The following is a 15945-nucleotide window of genomic DNA, read 5'->3' as shown; positions in this document are numbered from 1 at the left end:
CGGACATTGCCTGACGGGCAATCGGCTTTATCTTTGCCCAACGGCCCGGAACGCGGGCAGACGACGGTGAGAGAGGTTCGATGGGGCGTTTCGACGGAGATGCGCATGGCACGCCCGCCATGCCCGAGGACATCAGCACGACTGCCCTCGCCAAGATGCCGCTGGCTCTGGTCCTCACCAATCCCAATCTGGACGACAATCCCATTGTCTACGCCAACCGGGCATTCGAGAAGATCACCCGCTATTCCTCCGACGCGGTGATCGGCCGCAATTGCCGGTTCCTGCAGGGCGACGATACCGACCCCGCACAGGTTCGCCAGCTGGCGCAGGCCGTGCGGGAGGAGCGTGACTTCTCCGTCGACATCGTCAATTACCGCTCCGACGGCACGAAGTTCCTCAACCGGCTGATGATCACGCCGCTCTATGACGAGGAACGCAATCTCCAGTGCTTCCTCGGCGTCCAGCGCGACATGAGCGAGGGGGCGGATTTCGACCCGTCGCGGCAGGGCGGCGAGGCCGAGCGGATGGACGCGGCGATCGGCGAGGTCCAGCACCGGGTCAAGAACCATCTGGCCATGGTCGTCGGCATGATCCGCATGCAGGCCCGGGCCAAAACCAGCAAGGAAGCCTTCGACGCGTTGGCGCGGCGCATCGAGAGCCTGCAGCTCCTCTATCAGGAGATGACCGAGGGCGGGATCGCGTCGACGCGGTCCAAGCGCGTGCCGCTGGGCGCCTATGTGAGCCGGATCGCATCGACCATCGGCCATCTCGACGGGCGGCGCTCGATCCGCGTCAACATCGACTGCGATGCCATCGAGGACGACGTGGAGCGGGCGGCGCGGATCGGGCTCCTGTTCTCCGAACTCCTGACCAATGCGCTCAAGCACGCTTTCGAGGGCCGCGAGGAAGGGCTGGTCGAGGCGCGCCTCAAGATGCTGTCCTCCGGCGTCATCCGAATGACCGTGTCCGACGATGGCATCGGCCTGCCCGACGGCAGCACGTGGCCTTACCGGAGCGACGACCGGCCGGCCGATCGCGCCCGCGCCGCCGATGCGGCGCAGGAGCCCAATGTCGCCCGCCAGATCGCCGAATCCATCGGCCATGGCCGCGCCGGCAGCGACGACGACTCCGCGGCAGAGACCGGCAGCGAGGTCGTCGATACCAGCGGCAACGCGCTCGCCCGCCAGCGCCGGACCCAGGCGCAGGGTGGCCTCGGCGGACGGATCACCCTATCGCTCGTGCAGGGGCTGAACGCCCGGATCGATGTCAGCAGCGAGATGGCGGGGACGGTCGTGACCGTCGACATTCCCCCGGAGGATTCCAATTGAACGCAGTGACAAACCGCGCGGCAGCCCGTGACCGGCTGATCGTCGGCCTCGACGTGCCGACCTGGGCGGAGGCGGAAGCGATCGTCGATACGCTCGGCGACGAGGTGCTCTGGTACAAGATCGGCTACCAGCTCGCCTATGCCGGCGGCCTGCCGCTGGTCAGCGAGCTCGCCCGCGCCGGCAAGCAGGTGTTTCTCGACCTCAAGCTCCTCGATATTTCCAACACCGTTGCCAAGGGCGTCGAGAGCGCCCAGGCGCTCGGCGCCGCGATGCTGACGGTCCATGCCTATCCCCACGCCATGAAGGCGGCGGTCGAGGCGGCCAGCGGCTCGCCCCTGACGCTTCTCGGCGTCACCGTTCTGACCTCGCTGGACGATGCCGACCTGAAGGATGCCGGCTACGGCCTCACCGTGCCCGAGCTGGTGGCCCGGCGGGCGCAGCAGGCGCGCGACATCGGCATGGGCGGCATCGTCTCGGCCGCGTCCGAGGCCGGCCCGATGCGCGAACTGATCGGTCCGGACATGGCGATCGTCACGCCCGGAATCCGCCCGGCCGGTGCCGCAGCCGGCGACCAGAAGCGGGTGGCGACGCCCGGCGATGCGCTGCGGGCAGGGGCTTCGCATCTGGTGGTGGCGCGGCCGATCGTGGCCGCCGGCGATCCGCGCCAGGCCGCCATCGCCATTCTCGACGAGATGGCCGCCGCGCTGGGCTGACGACAATATCAAGCCGATGTCATGCATCGCCGCCGCGGCCGTTGGGGACGCGGCGCAACGGGAGGGAAACTCATGGCCAAGGGATACTGGATCGCACGCGTCGATGTGCACGACGCCGAAGGCTACAAGGGCTATGTCGAGACCGCGGGGCCGGCCTTCAAGGAATATGGCGCGCGCTTCCTGGTGCGCGGCGGCCCCTTCGTCGAACTGGAAGGCACGGCGCGCAGCCGCAATGTCGTGATCGAGTTCGACAGCGTCGAGACGGCGCGTGCCTGCTACGAGAGCGAGCAGTACCAGAAGGCCAAGGCGATCCGGCAGCGCTATGCCGACGCCGAGATGGTCATCGTCGAGGGCTATGACGGCTGAGAACGGCCGCAGCGCATGGGACCCGCACCCGAGCTGGATGGCCGGGTGTGGCGGTCCCGTGACTGTCTGGCGCAAGCATTTCGGCGCATGCTTGACCGAACGTCGTCGGCGGCTCCGGAACGCCGGGGTCGTCGCTGCGTTGCAACGTGGGAAGCCGCGTTGGCAAGAGCGTATCCTTGCGTGCCTCACCGTGAGCGGATTTGTGCATTGCAGCAATAATTGCTAGATTGCCGGAAACTAAAACGAGCGAGAGCCGATGCTGTACCACTTCTATGAATGGAACCATGCCGCGCTCGTCCCGCTCCGCGCCGCCGCGGACGCCACGAAGCTGTTCTACGAAAACCCGCTGAATCCCTTGTCCCACATGCCGGTGGGCCGCTCCATGGCGGCAGCGGCCGAGCTGTTCGAGCGCACCACCCGCGTCTACGGCAAGCCGGAATTCGGCCTGCACGAGACCGTCGTCGACGGCCAGCGCATTCCGGTGCAGGACAAAATCGTCTGGCAGAAGCCCTTCGGTCAGTTGCTGCATTTCGAGCGCGAGCTGCCCAAGCGGCACGGCAAGGACCCGCGCTTCCTCGTCGTGGCGCCGATGTCCGGCCACTACGCGACGCTGCTGCGCGGCACGGTCGAGGCGCTGCTGCCCTATGCCGACGTCTACATCACCGACTGGCGCGACGCCCGCAAGGTGCCGCTGGCCGACGGCAAGTTCGATCTCGACGACTATGTCGATTACCTGATCGAGATGCTGCAGTTCCTCGGGCCCGACACCCATGTCATCGGCGTCTGCCAGCCGGCCGTGCCGGTGATGATGGCGGTGGCACATATGGAGGCCGAGGGCGACGATTGCGCGCCGGCCACCATGACGCTGATGGGCGGCCCGATCGACACCCGCATCAATCCGACCTCGGTCAACCAGCTCGCCCAGGAAAAGGGCATCGACTGGTTCCGCGACAATGTCGTGATGCCGGTGCCCTTCCCGCAGCCGGGCTTCATGCGTCAGGTCTATCCGGGCTTCCTGCAGCTGACCGGCTTCATGTCGATGAATCTCGATCGGCACATGACCGCCCACAAGGAATTCTTCTGGCATCTGGTCAAGGATGACGGCGATTCCGCCGACAAGCACCGCGAGTTCTATGACGAATACAACGCGGTCATGGACCTGACCGCCGAGTTCTACCTGCAGACCGTCGACGAGGTCTTCATCAAGCACTCGCTGCCGAAGGGCGAGATGATGCATCGGGGCAAGCGGATCGACCTGACCAGGATCAGGCGCACCGCGCTGCTGACCGTCGAGGGCGAGAACGACGACATTTCCGGCGTCGGCCAGACCGAGGCCGCGCAGCATCTGTGCGTCAACATCCCCGACGACAAGCGCGTCCATTACGTGCAGCCCAAGGTCGGCCATTACGGCGTCTTCAACGGCTCGCGCTTTCGGGCCGAGATCTGCCCGCGCATCGTCGACTTCGCCCTGACCCACGGTACCACCCATTCGTCCGCCTCGCTGCCGAAGCGGGGCCAGCCGGCAAAGGCCACGGGTACGCCCGAGCGTGAAGGTGCCGTCGCCGAGCGCGAGGCCAAGGCAGAAACCCTCGGCAAGGACGTGACCGGTGCCGGCGAGACGGTTCTGGCCGGCGCCGTCGTCTCCGAAGGCGGCGCCGCCAAGGCCGTGGCAGCCGCCGCGCAGGCGGCCGTGACACCGGCATCGGAGGCTGTTGCCCCGGCCCAGGCCAAGGCGAAGAAGAGCGCGCCAGCCGTAGCGAAGACCGCAGCGGCAAAGACGACCGCCAAGTCCCCGGCGACCACCCGCAAGCCGGCGGCGCGCAAGGCTGCTGCCAAATCCGCGCCCGTGGCGGAAGCCAAGCCGGCGAAGGCGCCTGCGCCGCAGCCGCGCCCCGCCGCGAACGATCAGCCGGCCTCGGCCGACGCTGCCAAGCCGGCACCTGCGGCCGAGACGAAGCCTGTGGCCGAAGCGGTGACGCCGTCAGTGAAGGTTGAAAAGCCGGCAGGGACCGTCGCGGCTGCCAAGCCGGCAGTCGAAGTCGCAAAGCCCGCCGAGAATGTTGCAGCGGCCAAGCCGGATATTGCGAAGCCCGAACAGGTGGCGGCCTCGGCATCCGCAGGGAAGACGGCGCCGGAGACAAAGGCCGCGACGCCGGTGGCAGGCAAGCCGGAGACCGGCGGCAACCGCCAGACCCGGCGCGCCGCAGCCACGCGCCGCCGCCGCTAAAACGGCGCCTCGACGGAATGGCATGACGGACGGCGCCGAGGGCGTCGTCCGCGTTGCATTGTCAGCTCATCGTAAGCGCATCCGCCTCACCGGCGGGGCGGCGATACATGCGCCGGTTTCCGCGCCGGGAATGTCCCGAACCGCTACTCTGCGAAGCACATCGGCCGCGCGGGAAACCGGCGCGGCCGATGTCGTTGCTCGGCTGATCAGCCGGCCTGCTGGGCCTTCTTCTCCAGCCGGCGGCGATGCAGCACCGGCTCGGTGTAGCCCGACGGCTGCTCGCGGCCCTCGAAGACCAGTTCGCAGGCGGCCTTGAAGGCGATCGACGTGTCGAAGTGACCGGCCATCGGCTCGTAGGCCGGATCGCCGGCGTTCTGCGCGTCGACCTTCGCCGCCATTTCCTGCATGGCGTCCATGACCTCGTCCTTCGAGACGACGCCGTGATGCAGCCAGTTGGCGATATGCTGGGACGAGATTCGGCAGGTCGCGCGATCCTCCATCAGGCCGACATCGTTGATATCGGGAACGGTGGAGCAGCCGACGCCCTGGTCGACCCAGCGCACGACATAGCCGAGGATGCCCTGGGCGTTGTTGCGCAGCTCGGCCTTCACCTGCTCTTCCGGCCAGTTGGCGCGGTTGGCCAGCGGGATGGTCAGGATGTCGGAAAGCACCGCGCGGCGGCCCTTCTGCGCAATTTCTTCCTGCCGCGCGAGCACGTCGACCGTGTGATAATGGGTCGCGTGCAGCGTCGCTGCGGTCGGGCTCGGTACCCAGGCGCAGTTGGCGCCGGCCTGCGGGTGGCCGATCTTGGCGGCGAGCATGTCGTTCATCTTGGCCGGCATGGCCCACATGCCCTTGCCGATCTGCGCCTTGCCGCGCAGGCCGCAGGCCAAACCCACATCGACGTTCCAGTCCTCATAGGCCTGGATCCAGGTGCGGTCCTTCATGACGGTCTTGCGCACGACCGGGCCGGCTTCGATCGAGGTGTGAATCTCGTCGCCGGTGCGATCGAGGAAGCCGGTGTTGATGAAGAAGACGCGGTGCTTGGCGGCGCGGATGCACTCCTTGAGGTTCACCGTGGTGCGGCGTTCCTCGTCCATGATGCCCATCTTCAGCGTGTAGCGCTCAAGACCCAGCGCATCCTCGACCTGGCCGAAGATCTCGTTGGAGAAGGCGACCTCGTCGGGGCCGTGCATCTTCGGCTTGACGATGTAGACCGAGCCGGCGCGCGAATTGCGCAGGCCGCCGGTCTTCTTCAGGTCGTGCAGCGCGATCATCGACGTGATCATCGCGTCCATCAGGCCTTCCGGCGCCTCCGAGCCGTCCTTCAGGCGGATCGCCGGGTTGGTCATCAGGTGGCCGACATTGCGGATCAGCAGCATCGAGCGGCCCGGCAGCGTCAGGGTCGAACCGTCGGCGCCGGTATATTCGCGATCCGGGTTCAGCTTGCGGATGACGGTCTCGCCGCCCTTCTCGAAGCTGTCCTCGAGATCGCCCTTCATCAGGCCGAGCCAGTTGCGATAGACGGCGGTCTTGTCCTCGGCGTCGACCGCGGCGATGGAATCCTCGCAGTCGCAGATCGTCGACATGGCCGATTCCATCAGCATGTCGGCGACATGGGCGGTGTCGTTCTTGCCGATCCGGTGCTCGGCGTCGATCGTCACCTCGACATGCAGGCCGTTATGCTTGAGCAGCACCGCGGTCGGGGCCGCGGCGTCGCCGCGATAGCCGGCAAAGGCGGCGGGGGTCTTCAGCCGCGCCGTCTTGCCCGCGCCGAATTCGGCGACCAGCGCGCCGCTGTCGACGGTGTAGCGGGTGACGTCGATATGGGAGATGCCCTCCAGCGGCGCGACACCGTCGAGGAAGCTCTTGGCCCAGGTGACGACACGCGCGCCGCGGGCGCGGTCATAGCCCTTGCCCTCGGGCATGTCGCCCATGGCGTCGGTACCGTAGAGCGCGTCGTAGAGCGAGGTCCAGCGGGCATTGGCGGCATTCAGCGTGTAGCGCGCATTCATCAGCGGCACGACGAGCTGCGGACCCGGCACCAGCGCGATCTCCGGATCGACATTGGCGGTCTCGATGGCAAAGTCCGGCCCTTCCGGCACGATGTAGCCGAGCTGGTCGAGGAAGGCGCGGTATTCGTCCATGTCCTGCGGCTTGCCGCGACGGGCCACGTGCCACTCGTCGATGGCGCGCTGCATGTCCGCGCGGATCTGCAGCAATTCGCGGTTCTTCGGCGCCAGGCCGTTCAAGAGGTCCGAGAAGTTCTTCCAGAAGGCGTCCGGCTCGAGGCCCGTGCCCGGCAGGGCTTCACTGTCGATGAAGGTCTTCAGGGTCGTCGCGACGCTCAAACCGTGGACGTCTGTCATTTCAGGCATGCGCTTCCTCCAGAGATGCTTTGCGATCGACATCGGACATGGCATCGGCGAAGTCAATCGAGGCAGGGCACCGCGCCCGGGCAAGTTGCTACCGACGATGGTCGGGGTACCGGACCCTTGAGCTTTCCCGTGCGGCTGGTACTTATTGGCCGAACGGGCCCGTCGGCCCGCCACTGGGAGGACACTTCATGACGCTTTTCCACCGCATCGCCGCCTCGGCCGTGGTCGCGGGCCTGGCCTTCGCGCCGGCCACCGCCTCGGCCCAGCAGTTCATCAACGTCCTGACGGGCGGCACCTCGGGCGTCTATTATCCGCTGGGCGTGGCGCTGGCCAAGGTCTATGCCGACAACATCGAGGGCGTGAAGACGCAGGTCCAGTCGACCAAGGCCTCGGTGGAGAACGTCAACCTCGTCACCCAGGGTCGCGGCGAGATCGCCTTCGCCCTCGGCGACACGGTGAAGGCCGCTGCCGAAGGCAATGCCGACGCCGGCTTCCAGCAGCCGGTCGAGAACCTGCGCGCCATCGCCGCGATCTATCCGAACTACGTGCAGATCGTCGCCTCGCAGGAATCCGGCATCACCGATCTGGCCGGCCTGAAAGGCAAGGCCCTGTCCGTCGGCGCCCCGGCCTCGGGCACCGAGCTGAACGCCCGGGCGATCTTCGGCGCTGCCGAGATGAGCTATGACGATCTCGGCAAGACCGAATATCTGCCCTTCGCCGAATCCGTCGAGCTGATCAAGAACCGCCAGCTCGACGCGACGCTCCAGTCCGCCGGCCTCGGCGTCGCCTCGATCCGCGATCTGGCCTCCTCGCTGCCGATCACCGTCGTGGCGGTCCCCGCCGAGATCGCCGAGAAGCTCGGTGCGCCGTTCGCTGCGGCCGAGATCCCGGCCGGCACCTATGACGGCCAGGACGCCGCCGTTCCGACCCTGGCGATCACCAACATTCTCGTGACCTCGTCGGAAGTCGACGAGGAACTCGCCTACCAGATGACCAAGCAGCTCTTCGAGAACCTGCCGGAGCTCATCGCCGCCCACAACGCGGCCGAGGGCATCGACCCGAAGACCGCCGGCAAGAACCTGCCGGTGCCGCTGCATCCGGGCGCCGAGCGCTACTACAAGGAAGCCGGCCTGCTCTAGTCAGTTAACGTGCGGCGCGTTCGGGCGCCGCAAAGCTGTGACGGCCGTGTCGCCCCCGGGGGCGGCGCGGCCGTTCGCGTCTGAGGGCGCGGCTTCGGCCCGAAGAGCGCCCGCGCGGCACTTCCCGGTCCCCGTGTCGCAGTGCTGCACTACGCAGGCACCGCGCAATCGGTTAGGAAAGAGGGTGATAGGATGCACCCGGACGGTGTCCGCCGCCGATGGCCATGCGCCCCGGCGCCGCCGTTCACCCCATTCGACGCAACGCGGCCCGCGCGGCCCCACGACCTGAAACGAGGAAGCAGACCCATGAAGGTACGCCTGACGTCCCTGCGGACGCTCGCCGCATCGCTCGCCCTGACCATCGGCCTCGGCGCCGCCGCGCCGGCCCTTGCCGCCCAGTGCGGCAACAGCGCCGGTGGCTTCAACCAGTGGAAGCAGGAATTCGCCCAGGAAGCCGTGCGCGCCGGCATCTCCCAAGGCACCGTGCAGTCGGCCCTGATGCCGACCAGCTATTCCAACCAGGTTATCAAGCTGGACCGCAACCAGCATTCCATGAACATCTCGCTCGAGGCGTTCATGCAGCGCCGCGCGCCGGCCTCCTTCGTCAAGAAGGGCAAGCGGATCATCCAGCAGAATGCCGGCCTGCTCAACTCGATCGAGAAGAGCTACGGCGTCCAGAAGGAGATCATCGTCGCGATCTGGGGCATGGAAACCGGCTTCGGCGCCAATTCCGGCTCGATGAACATCTTCAGCTCGCTGGCGACGCTGGCCTATGACTGCCGCCGCTCGGCCTTCTTCACCGAAGAGCTGCTGGCGGCCCTGGCGATCGTCGATCGCGGCGACATGAAGCCGAGCCAGATGAAGGGTGCCTGGGCCGGCGAGATCGGCCAGACCCAGTTCCTCGCCAAGAACTACCTGCGCTTCGCCGTCGACGGCGACGGCAATGGCCGCCGCGACCTGATCAACTCCAAGGCCGACGTGCTCGCTTCCACGGCGAACTTCCTGCGCCAGCACGGCTGGCGTCCGGGCGCTGGCTACCAGCAGGGCGAGCCGAACTTCGCCATCCTGCGCGACTGGAACCGGGCCGGCGTCTACCAGAAGGCCCTGGCGCTCTTCGCCTCCAAGCTCGCCAACTGATCAAGCAGGCGGCCGGACCAGGGTCCGGCCCTCTGCTGCGTTTCACGCCCCGGCTCTTTGCCGGGGCGTTTTCGTTTGACGGCTAATCCGCGTCGAGTTCCGGGTAGTGGCGGAAGATGCCGTCCTCGTTTAAGGCCATGCGACGGTCGCTGGCGAGATACGCCGCGATGCGCGGCTCCGCGGCCACCCGCTCGACCAGCGAAGCGATGCGCGGGTAGTCGGGCGCAAGCGTCTGCATGCGCCGTGGAAAGGCATAGCGCAGGCCCGCCATCGTCTGGAACAGGCCGAGATCGGCATAGCTGATGGCTTCCCCGACGAGGACGCCGGAGCCGGCCGGGTTGCCGGCCTGGATCCGCTCGTACCAGCCGAGGAACTTCGGCAGCCGCTCTTCGCGGAAGCCGAGGGCGCGTTCGCGCGCCGCATCGGTCTGGTCCTCGTAATAGAGGCCGACGCCGAGGGGATGATGGACGTCATGGGCCTCGGCGACGAGATCGGCCGTAGTCAGCGCGATCGAGCGGGCGAAGAGCCGCTCCGCCTCGCTCTTCGGCGCCAGCCTATGCCGCTCGCCGACAAGGATGCTGATCTCCGCCGCCTGCGAGACGACGAGATCGCCATCGACCAGAAAGGGCGGCGCGAATGGCGGCAGATGGCCGTTCTTTCCGGCGATGAAGGCCTGCATCGCGGCAATGCCGCCGCCTTCGGATTCCGGCAGGCGGGCGACGTCGCGATAGGCGACACCGGCAGCTTCCAGGACCAGCCGCGGATATTCCCCGCGGCCCGGGATCAGCGGCCAGTAATAGAGATCATAGGCCATTGTCGCTCCTGCCAAAGGTGACGCGAGCGAGCGATCGCTCGCCCGTCCATCGCCGTGACTATAGGGGCCGCGGGCCGCGTCTGAACCCCTGTCCCGCAATCGCGCCGCAGGCCTCGTCGGGGCGCTCTGCGTCGCGTATCATCGCGGGCGTCTGACATTCGAGGAGGAAGCGTATGAAATGCCCGATCTGCGAGGGTGAGGCGACATTGCTGGAGCCGGAAAAGCCGGACCAGCGCGCGATCCATTGCGAGCGCTGCGGCGAGTACCGGGTTTCGACGGAGGCGGAGGCGAAGCTGCACTCCCTGACGCCGCATCAGCGGCTGCAGGCCCTGCGCTACGCCGAGACGATCACGCCGACCGGGCGCCGGCCTTTCGTCGCCGGTTTGGGATGACGGCGGCGGGCCGATAAGGCGGCCCCCCCCCCCTCGATGGGCATGGCGCGCGCCTTGGCCGGAACTGACGGAGCGGCAACCGATTTTGCTGTCATGGACTTGACGCACAGCCCTGAAAGCGTAGGCTGATAACTGCGTCAATGACGCTGCGGGAGGTGTCGAATGGAACCACCTATGCATGTCGCCGCACGGACTGCCGAGGTTGTTGTACGGGCCTCCGCATAGCGGCGTTTTCACTGACAGGCCTTGGGAGCGGCTGACGGGCTGTTGCACTCGTCGAAGGCCCGAACCATAGCTGCTCCCAAGTCTCCATCACGCCCGTCCGCTTGAGTGCGGGCGCCTGAGCTGAGGCCGATTCCGAGCGCCGGATCGCGATGTTCTGCGATGCGGATGCCTGTGTGTATGCCGGCGGAGCGCCGTCTCCGAGGATGCTGCGACGTTCGCTGGCCTGGCGTCTCGTTGCCGCGCGCTGAGGGCCGCTGATCGCGTGTGGCGATGGCTGCGGGCCGTATCTGCGCGCCGGCACGAACTGGTCAGTAGAAATGGCCCCGCGAGGCCGCAATTCACCGCCCTCGGACGTCTGTATGGCAGGCATAGTCGCGCAGATGGCGAGGCCGTGCGACGCCCATCACCAGCGCGTCACCGCTACCGATTCCCGTCGCATTCCCTCTGGCAGAGGCCTATAAGCGATAGCCTATGAAGGGACAGGCGGCGGCATCGTGTCGTTTGCGTCACCTCCCTGCCGATGACGCCCCGATGCTGCACCAGCCGTCGCCCAGCTCCGTCTCCCCGCGGGAAGACGGGCACCCCCGATCCCCCCATCGCGATCCCGAAACCGCCGCACACACCGGATATGTCATCCGTCCCGCGCGGCCGGGCGATCTCGAGCCCCTCGTGGCGATCGAGACCGCGGTCTTCGAGGCCGACCGGATCTCCCGGCGCTCCTTCCGCAATCTCATCGCCTCGCCCAGCGCCGTCGTCCTCGTCGTCGAGGCGGCCGGTACGGGTGCCGGGAGCGTTGACGCCAACACGGCTGACGCGCCGCGTGCGGCCGGCGATACGCCACGGTCCGGTCCGATCCTCGCCTATGCCGCGCTCCTCGTGCGGCGCGGCACCGGTCTCGCCCGACTCTATTCCATCGCGGTCTCCCAACAGGCGGCTGGACGCGGCATCGGCCGGGCCCTCCTGAAGGCGGCGGAAGCCGCGGCCTTCGCACGCGACCGCATCGCCCTGCGGCTGGAAGTGCGCGCCGATAACGACGCCGCCATCGCGCTTTATCGCGGCGAGGGTTTCCGCCCCATCGGCACCTATCTCGACTATTACGCCGACCACGAAACGGCGCTGCGCTTCGAAAAGACCCTGCGCGGCGATCACCCGATCGACACTGGCGTGCCCTATTACGAGCAGACCACCGACTTCACCTGCGGCGCCTGCTGCCTGATGATGGCCATGGGCCGCGACATTCCGGGCTTCGTGCTGGAGCCGGTGACCGAGATCCGGCTGTGGCGCGAGGCGACGACCATCTTCATGATGTCGGGGCCGGGCGGCTGCGAGCCCTATGGTCTGGCGGTCGCCGCGCATGAGGCGGGCCTTGCCGCCGAGATTCACGTCTCCGAGCCGGGTGACCTGTTTCTGGAAGGCGTCCGCAGTCCCGAGAAGCAGGTGGTGATGGGGCTCGCCCAGGAGGATTTCCGCCGCCGCGCCGAGCGCTACGCCATCGACGTGACCATCGGGCGCTTCACCCTCGACGATCTGCGCGCCGCGATCGCCGCCGGCAAGACCGCCGTCGTGCTGATCTCGGGCTATCACATGTTCGGCAAGAAGGTGCCGCACTGGGTGCTCGCCCATGGCGACGACGGCCGCCATATCGTCATCCACGACCCCTGGGTCGCCGACGAGCGCGGCGAGACGGTCGCCGACGCGGCCAATCTTCCGATCCCCTATGAGACCTTCGACCGGATCGCGCGTTTCGGCAAGGTCGGCCTCCGGGCCGCGGTGTTCCTGTCCAGGCGCGAGGCTTAGCCGTCTTTCATGTCCCAATGGGTGGTTCTCGTCGGACGCCTGTCCGATCTCGACAACGGCGCGACGCCGCACAAGGTCATGACGGTACGCGACTATCTCGCGCGGCCGGGCCTGTTCCGCGGCCAGCGCCCCAAGATCATCAACCTGTCGCGCTCCTACGCCTATCAGAGCCGCGCCTATTACGGCTCGCTGCTCGCCGAGGCGCGGGGCCATCGCATCATCCCGTCGGTCGAGACGATGATCGACCTGTCGGAAAAGAAACTCTACGACAACGCCCTGCCAGAACTGGACGCCGCCCTCGCCAAGGCACTGGAAAAGGGCGAGCGGCCGACATCGCCGATCCGCATCTATTTCGGCTACACGGACGATCCGCGCCTGGAGCGCTTCGCCAAGCTGGTCTTCGACTGGTTCCGCGCCCCGGCGCTGGAGGTGCATCTGGACGGCGCCGAAGCCGCCGAGCGACCGGCACCAGCCGCGTCCGCGCGGCGGACCGGCATCCAGGCGCCGCATGACGGGCGGGCGAAAATCCGCCGTATCGGCTTTGCCGCGCCCGCCAAGCTGGACGCGGTCGAGACCGGCCGCCTGCTGGCCGCCATGGAGCGCTACACCGCCCGCGAATGGCGCGCCGCCAAGGCCAAGACGCCTGCAAAATATGCTTTCGCGACACTCTACGATCCCAACGAGACGCTGCCGCCATCCTCCGTGGACACGCTCAAGCACTGGGCCCGCACGGCCGCCCGGCTCGGGGTCGATGTCGAGCCGATCACCCGCCGCGACCTGCCGCGGCTGGCCAATTTCGACGCGCTGTTCATCCGCGAGACGACCTCGATCTCGAACCACACCTATCGCTTCGCAAGGCGCGCCATGCAGGAGGGCATGCCGGTCATCGACGATCCGATCTCGATGATCCGCTGCACCAACAAGGTCTATTGCAACGAGCTGATGGCGGCGAACGGGGTGGCGACGCCGCCCTCGGTGATGATCGGCGGCAAGGAGGATTTCCAGAAGGCGGCCGACGAGCTTGGCTTCCCCATGGTGCTGAAGATCCCCGACGGTTCCTTTTCGCGGGGCGTCAAGAAGCTCGACGACATGGCCGGGCTGGTCAGGCTGGCGACGGCGTGGCTGGAGGATTCCGACCTGCTGATCGCCCAGAAGTTCATGCCGACGAAATTCGACTGGCGTATCGGCGTCCTCGGCGGCGAACCGCTCTTCGCCGTCCAGTACCTGATGGCCGGCGAGCACTGGCAGATCATCAATCACGAGACCGGCGGCCGGCCGATGGAGGGCGGCTTCCGCCCCTTCGCGCTGGGCGAGGTGCCGCCGCATGTGCTCGACGCGGGCCTGCGCGGCGCTCGCTGCATCGGCGACGGCCTCTATGGCGTCGATCTGAAGGAAACCGACGATGGCGTCTTCCTGATCGAGGTCAACGACAATCCGAACCTCGAACACGGCGTCGAGGATTACGCCGAGAAGGACGAGGTCTGGACCCGGCTCACCCGCTGGTTCATCGACCGCATCGAACGCTAGGACCTTCGGCTGCTGTGCTTCGGTAGTTCCCGGATCGCCCGGCCATCGGCACGCCGCTTGAAGCGGTCCGGGGCGATGTGTAGACCGCGGGGCCTGTCTGCACATCGGAGCGGGTCATGCGCACCAATATCGAGATCGACGACCGGCTGATGGCCGAGGCCATGGCCGCCGCCGGCCTGTCGACCAAGAAGGCGACGGTCGAGGAGGCCCTGCGCCGGCTGATCGCCCAGGAGCGCCGCCGCCGCGCTCTCGCCGACATGCACGGCATGGGCTGGCCGGGGACGGGCGGACCCGGCCAGACGGGCGCGGCCGGCGGATGATCCTGGTCGACGCCTCGGTCTGGATCGCCAATCTGAGGGGCGAGGACACGCGCGAAATCCGCCTGCTGCGGGAGAGCCCCGATCTGTCGGAGATCGGTATCGCGGATCTGACCCTTTTCCGGCTGCTGGCAGGGGCGGCGGATGATCGCGACGCCGACCGCATCGGCCGCTATCTGCGCCAGTTTCCGATCCTGCCCGTCACGAGCGAGCGGTCGGTCGGGCGGGCTGCCGGTCTCGCACGTATTCTGCGGGAGCGGGGCGTCGTGCTGCAGCGGCCCGAAGCGGCGCTGATCGCCGCCCATGCCATCGACCGCGGACATCGCGTCCTGCACGCCGATCCCGACATGGCGGCGCTGGCAGCCCATTGCGGGCTGCAGACCGCCTGAGGCGGAAGGCCCCCCTTTAGCTGCCGGCGCCGATCAGTGCCGCATCGGCCCGCACGCTTTCCAGTCCCTCGCGATAGGTCGGATGGCGGAACCGGTAGCCCGCCGCCTTGATCCGGCCGTTGGAAACCCGCTTGTTCTCGCCATAGAAGCTGCGCGCCATCGGCGAGAGTTCGGCGGCGTCGAAGGGAATTTCCGGCGGCGGTTCGACGCCTGCCATCGCCGCCGCGTGGGCGACCACCTCCTGCGGCGGGGCCGGCTCGTCGTCGGTGACGTTGTAGATGCCGCCACGCCGCTGTTCCGCCAGGAGGCCAAGCGCGCCGGCAATGTCGTCGACATGGATCCGGTTGAACACCTGGCCGGGCTTCACCAGCCGCTTGGCCGTCCCCTTCGCCAGGTTGACGAAGCCATTGCGGCCGGGGCCGTAAATCCCGGACAGGCGCAGGATCGCGAGCGGCACTCGCCGCGTCGCCGCGGCCTCCTGCCAGGCGACTTCAGCGGCGATGCGGGCCTTCGATCGCTCCGAGACCGGCCGCGTCTCGCTGTCCTCGTCCACCCAGCCGCCGTCGTGGTCGCCATAGACCCCGACGGTCGAGAGATAGCCGATCCATTCGAGGTTCGGGCAGCCATGGGCGATCGCATCGCCATACCAGCGCAGCACCGGGTCGCCGGGCGGCGCATTGGCACCGCCGACGCTGGCGCCCTTCGGCGCCGCATGGCCCGGCGGCACCGAGACGAGCAGATGCGTGGCGCGGTAGAGCGCCGGCGAGATGCCGTCGGTCGGATGCTCGCCGTCGAAGACGAAGGGCTTCAGATGATGCGCCGCCAGCCGGCTCGCCTTGTCCGCCGTGCGCACCGTCACGCCGGTGACGTCGTGCGGATCGAGCGTGTCGACGAAGTGCCCGGCCGAATAGCCGTGGCCGAAGACGAAGAAATGCATGGGGTCAGTCGCTCCAGGGTTCGGCGGGGATCGTGCGGACGGGCCATCTCGCCGAACTCGAGCCGGCCGATCCGCAGCCTGCCGATGTCGGCCGTTCCGATACGGCGCTTCCGACGGACAATCGCCCGATGGCGAAGGCGCCCACCGCCACCGATCCGATCGCCAGCGCGCCGATGGCCAATGCGCCGATTGCGCCGGCACCAAGCGCCCCGGAACCCGCGGCCGCGGCCGGTGTCACCGGCATTCCGTGACGCAACTG

14 protein-coding genes and 1 pseudogene are annotated in these 15945 nt (G+C 67.7%); 12 read left to right on the top strand and 3 right to left on the bottom strand.

Annotation, left to right across the window (positions count from 1 at the left end):
- The first annotated feature begins 80 nt into the window (after positions 1 to 80).
- From ACEQX1_RS16775 to ACEQX1_RS16760, 4 genes and pseudogenes are all read left to right on the top strand, one after another.
- Entirely contained in the window at positions 81 to 1328 is a 1248-nt protein-coding gene (locus ACEQX1_RS16775) for a PAS domain-containing protein (RefSeq protein ID WP_370195651.1), read from the top strand.
- On the top strand, positions 1325 to 2041 hold the full coding sequence (pyrF, locus tag ACEQX1_RS16770) for an orotidine-5'-phosphate decarboxylase (RefSeq protein ID WP_370195650.1): 717 nt from the start codon (positions 1325 to 1327) through the stop codon (positions 2039 to 2041). The genes ACEQX1_RS16775 and pyrF overlap by 4 nt, the downstream gene beginning before the upstream one ends.
- A 72-nt stretch (positions 2042 to 2113) precedes the next feature.
- Positions 2114 to 2407, top strand: coding sequence for a DUF1330 domain-containing protein (locus tag ACEQX1_RS16765; protein ID WP_187390087.1), 294 nt, complete (start codon positions 2114 to 2116; stop codon positions 2405 to 2407).
- 256 nt (positions 2408 to 2663) lie between these two features.
- A pseudogene (locus ACEQX1_RS16760) lies at positions 2664 to 3884 on the top strand (polyhydroxyalkanoate depolymerase); the annotation flags it as partial.
- A 956-nt stretch (positions 3885 to 4840) separates the two neighbouring features.
- Here ACEQX1_RS16760 and ACEQX1_RS16755 read toward each other — a convergent pair.
- Entirely contained in the window at positions 4841 to 7012 is a 2172-nt protein-coding gene (locus ACEQX1_RS16755) for a malate synthase G (protein WP_370197144.1), read from the bottom strand.
- Between the two features lie 188 nt (positions 7013 to 7200).
- Here ACEQX1_RS16755 and ACEQX1_RS16750 point away from each other — a divergent pair, with 188 nt between their 5' ends.
- Both ACEQX1_RS16750 and ACEQX1_RS16745 read left to right on the top strand, forming a co-directional pair.
- Positions 7201 to 8151 (top strand): TAXI family TRAP transporter solute-binding subunit, encoded by a 951-nt coding sequence (locus ACEQX1_RS16750; RefSeq protein WP_370195648.1) that lies wholly within the window; start codon positions 7201 to 7203, stop codon positions 8149 to 8151.
- A gap of 306 nt (positions 8152 to 8457) precedes the next feature.
- Positions 8458 to 9288, top strand: coding sequence for a lytic transglycosylase domain-containing protein (locus ACEQX1_RS16745; protein ID WP_187390083.1), 831 nt, complete (start codon positions 8458 to 8460; stop codon positions 9286 to 9288).
- Between the two features lie 82 nt (positions 9289 to 9370).
- Here ACEQX1_RS16745 and ACEQX1_RS16740 read toward each other — a convergent pair whose 3' ends face one another.
- A complete protein-coding gene (locus ACEQX1_RS16740; RefSeq protein WP_370195646.1) occupies positions 9371 to 10102 on the bottom strand; it encodes a glutathione S-transferase in 732 nt (243 codons plus the stop codon).
- Between the two features lie 173 nt (positions 10103 to 10275).
- Here ACEQX1_RS16740 and ACEQX1_RS16735 point away from each other — a divergent pair, with 173 nt between their 5' ends.
- The 5 genes from ACEQX1_RS16735 to ACEQX1_RS16715 all read left to right on the top strand — a co-directional run bounded on the left by ACEQX1_RS16735 (position 10276) and on the right by ACEQX1_RS16715 (position 14749).
- The gene (locus tag ACEQX1_RS16735) at positions 10276 to 10494 is read left to right on the top strand and encodes a hypothetical protein (RefSeq protein WP_188075330.1); all 219 of its coding nucleotides are present in this window, start codon (positions 10276 to 10278) and stop codon (positions 10492 to 10494) included.
- A gap of 756 nt (positions 10495 to 11250) precedes the next feature.
- Positions 11251 to 12516, top strand: coding sequence for a GNAT family N-acetyltransferase/peptidase C39 family protein (locus tag ACEQX1_RS16730; RefSeq protein ID WP_370195645.1), 1266 nt, complete (start codon positions 11251 to 11253; stop codon positions 12514 to 12516).
- Between the two features lie 9 nt (positions 12517 to 12525).
- Positions 12526 to 14043: a RimK family protein gene (locus ACEQX1_RS16725; RefSeq protein WP_370197141.1), complete on the top strand. Its 1518-nt coding sequence runs from the start codon at positions 12526 to 12528 to the stop codon at positions 14041 to 14043.
- Between the two features lie 116 nt (positions 14044 to 14159).
- Positions 14160 to 14363 carry a type II toxin-antitoxin system VapB family antitoxin gene (locus tag ACEQX1_RS16720; RefSeq protein ID WP_370195643.1) on the top strand — a complete coding sequence of 68 codons (204 nt, stop codon included), beginning with the start codon at positions 14160 to 14162 and terminating at the stop codon, positions 14361 to 14363.
- Positions 14360 to 14749: a PIN domain-containing protein gene (locus ACEQX1_RS16715; protein WP_370195642.1), complete on the top strand. Its 390-nt coding sequence runs from the start codon at positions 14360 to 14362 to the stop codon at positions 14747 to 14749. Before ACEQX1_RS16720 ends, ACEQX1_RS16715 begins: the two co-directional genes overlap by 4 nt.
- Before the next feature lie 16 nt (positions 14750 to 14765).
- On the opposite strand, the gene ACEQX1_RS16710 is transcribed toward ACEQX1_RS16715, so the two are convergent.
- Positions 14766 to 15686 (bottom strand): SDR family oxidoreductase, encoded by a 921-nt coding sequence (locus ACEQX1_RS16710; RefSeq protein WP_370195641.1) that lies wholly within the window; start codon positions 15684 to 15686, stop codon positions 14766 to 14768.
- Between the two features lie 128 nt (positions 15687 to 15814).
- Here ACEQX1_RS16710 and ACEQX1_RS16705 point away from each other — a divergent pair, with 128 nt between their 5' ends.
- The gene (locus tag ACEQX1_RS16705) at positions 15815 to 15937 is read left to right on the top strand and encodes a hypothetical protein (RefSeq protein ID WP_370197139.1); all 123 of its coding nucleotides are present in this window, start codon (positions 15815 to 15817) and stop codon (positions 15935 to 15937) included.
- The last annotated feature ends 8 nt before the right edge of the window (positions 15938 to 15945 follow it).

Origin of the sequence: Aurantimonas sp., from assembly GCF_964217435.1 — a bacterium.
Taxonomy (GTDB): Bacteria; Pseudomonadota; Alphaproteobacteria; order Rhizobiales; family Rhizobiaceae; genus Aurantimonas; species Aurantimonas coralicida.
This window is presented reverse-complemented; position numbering and strand designations above follow the sequence as displayed.

Bases quoted from the DNA above. Each gene is read 5' to 3' on its own strand.
- ACEQX1_RS16735 (WP_188075330.1), top strand. From the start codon at position 10,276: ATGAAATGCCCGATCTGCGAGGGTGAGGCGACATTGCTGGAGCCGGAA.
- ACEQX1_RS16725 (WP_370197141.1), top strand. From the start codon at position 12,526: ATGTCCCAATGGGTGGTTCTCGTCGGACGCCTGTCCGATCTCGACAAC.
- ACEQX1_RS16730 (WP_370195645.1), top strand. From the start codon at position 11,251: ATGCTGCACCAGCCGTCGCCCAGCTCCGTCTCCCCGCGGGAAGACGGG.
- ACEQX1_RS16755 (WP_370197144.1), bottom strand. From the start codon at position 7,012: ATGCCTGAAATGACAGACGTCCACGGTTTGAGCGTCGCGACGACCCTG.
- ACEQX1_RS16765 (WP_187390087.1), top strand. From the start codon at position 2,114: ATGGCCAAGGGATACTGGATCGCACGCGTCGATGTGCACGACGCCGAA.
- ACEQX1_RS16740 (WP_370195646.1), bottom strand. From the start codon at position 10,102: ATGGCCTATGATCTCTATTACTGGCCGCTGATCCCGGGCCGCGGGGAA.
- ACEQX1_RS16720 (WP_370195643.1), top strand. From the start codon at position 14,160: ATGCGCACCAATATCGAGATCGACGACCGGCTGATGGCCGAGGCCATG.
- ACEQX1_RS16710 (WP_370195641.1), bottom strand. From the start codon at position 15,686: ATGCATTTCTTCGTCTTCGGCCACGGCTATTCGGCCGGGCACTTCGTC.
- ACEQX1_RS16745 (WP_187390083.1), top strand. From the start codon at position 8,458: ATGAAGGTACGCCTGACGTCCCTGCGGACGCTCGCCGCATCGCTCGCC.
- ACEQX1_RS16750 (WP_370195648.1), top strand. From the start codon at position 7,201: ATGACGCTTTTCCACCGCATCGCCGCCTCGGCCGTGGTCGCGGGCCTG.
- ACEQX1_RS16705 (WP_370197139.1), top strand. From the start codon at position 15,815: ATGGCGAAGGCGCCCACCGCCACCGATCCGATCGCCAGCGCGCCGATG.
- ACEQX1_RS16775 (WP_370195651.1), top strand. From the start codon at position 81: ATGGGGCGTTTCGACGGAGATGCGCATGGCACGCCCGCCATGCCCGAG.
- ACEQX1_RS16715 (WP_370195642.1), top strand. From the start codon at position 14,360: ATGATCCTGGTCGACGCCTCGGTCTGGATCGCCAATCTGAGGGGCGAG.